This is a genomic window from Kribbella sp. NPDC054772 (genome assembly GCF_053611945.1).
In genome coordinates this window covers 75,202-76,864 of the sequence record NZ_JBSHBJ010000038.1, presented here as the reverse complement: position 1 = coordinate 76,864, position 1,663 = coordinate 75,202, and the positions used below count along the sequence as shown (strand labels likewise).

The 1,663-nt window shown below is 71.6% G+C and carries 1 protein-coding gene; it reads left to right on the top strand.

What is annotated here, in order from left to right:
- Positions 1-118 precede the first annotated feature (118 nt).
- On the top strand, positions 119-1,477 hold the full coding sequence (locus ACWGID_RS36315) for a M28 family metallopeptidase (protein ID WP_452203892.1): 1,359 nt from the start codon (positions 119-121) through the stop codon (positions 1,475-1,477).
- Positions 1,478-1,663: the final 186 nt, after the last annotated feature.

Genomic DNA, 1,663 nt, shown 5'->3' with positions numbered 1-1,663 from the left:
GCGCGGTGGGTTCCGATGGTCGGTGCGCTGTGAGCGATCGCGCTCTCCAGGCTGTCGGCTGTCTGCGTGGGGGGGGGCCCGCCGCCCCACCGGCCGATCCGGTCTGAGTCGCCGCGGTTTGTTAGGCGCCGTCGCCGGTGTCACCGCTGCCTCCGCACTGACCGCCGCGCCCGCGTGGGGCGCCGACGACCTTCGGCCGGGCGCGGTGACCCGGCCGAAGCTGGACAGGTTCGACCGGCAGATCGTGTCGGGCCTGTCCTCCGATCGCGCGTTGCAGCATCTACAGGTGCTGTCCGAGCACATCGGTCCACGCATCGGCGGTACGGCGAGCGAGAAGCGCGCCGCCGACTACATCGCCGCCCAGCTCGACAAGTTCGGCTACCGGACCCGGCTCGAACCGTTCCCGGTCGCCGACAAGTTCCTCGCCCAGATCACCGACGTCACCGGCGTGCTGCCGGACGACCTCTGCTGGCAGGCCGGCGCCGCGCCCGGCGGCAAGCTCGACGTCAGCGTGCAAGGCCCGGTGCGCGACGTCGGCCCGGCGACCGCACCGGTCTGGCCGACCGACGTCGCCGGCTCCATCGTGATCGCCGACGACACTGCCGCGTCCCGGCCGGCATTGGTCGCGGAGGCGGCCGCGCGCGGTGCGGTCGGCGTGATCCTGCTGCCGGCCGACCAGGTGTACCCACGCCGCGCCTCGGCGTTCTCCCCGAGCGGCCTCACCGACGCCCCGATCCCGGTGATCGGCGTCGCCCAGGTCCAGAAGCGCCTGATCCGTGAGGCCCTCGCCGTGGTCGCCGCGTTGCCGTTGAAGATCAGCACGACGGCCCACCGAGGCCTGATCTCCAACAACGTCATCGGCGAGCGCCGCGGCAAGTCCGGCACGAGCGGGCCGATCGTGATGGTCAGCGGCCACTACGACACCGTCCCCGGCGCACCGGGAGCGAACGACGACGGCTCCGGCACCGTGCTCACGATGGAGCTGGCGCGCGTCTTCAGCCGCATCCCGACCGATGCGACGTTGCGGTTCGCGCTGTGGGGTTCGGAGGAGCAAGGCCTGATCGGATCGCGGTACCACGTCGCGCAGCTCGCCCAGGACCAGCGCGACCGCTACGCCGCCGTCTTCCAGAACGACATGGTCGCCACCAGCTGGGACCCGGCGGTCACCTACTGGCTGCTGTCCTTCACCGGACTCGCCAACACCGCGACCGACGCCGTACGGGCCGCCGGACAACGGCTCGGGTACGACGCTCAGCTCGTCGGGCCGGTGCAGCGTGGTGCGTCCGACCACCAGTCGTTCCAGGAGGTCGGGATCGACTCCGCGAACTTCTCGTGGCGCGGTGAGCTCGCGCCGTCGTACCTCGAGCCGCCGTACCACTCGCCGGAGGACACCATCGCGAAGAACGTCAGCCTGGAGCGCCTGCAGGTGTCGATGGAGCTGATCGGCTGCGCGACGTACGCGGTCGCGCGCAGCTGAGCCCGGGTCATCAGTTCGGGTGATCAGCTCGGGGTGATCTAGGTCATACGACTAGCCTTGAGGGGCTATGTCGCGCAGGAAGCCTTCCAAGTGGCAGCGGGGGGGCCCGGTACACGCCCCGCGCCGGGGGTGAACCCAACCCGGCGGGGTTAGCCGCCGGGGGGGGGGTGGTCACCCGGGGGGGTC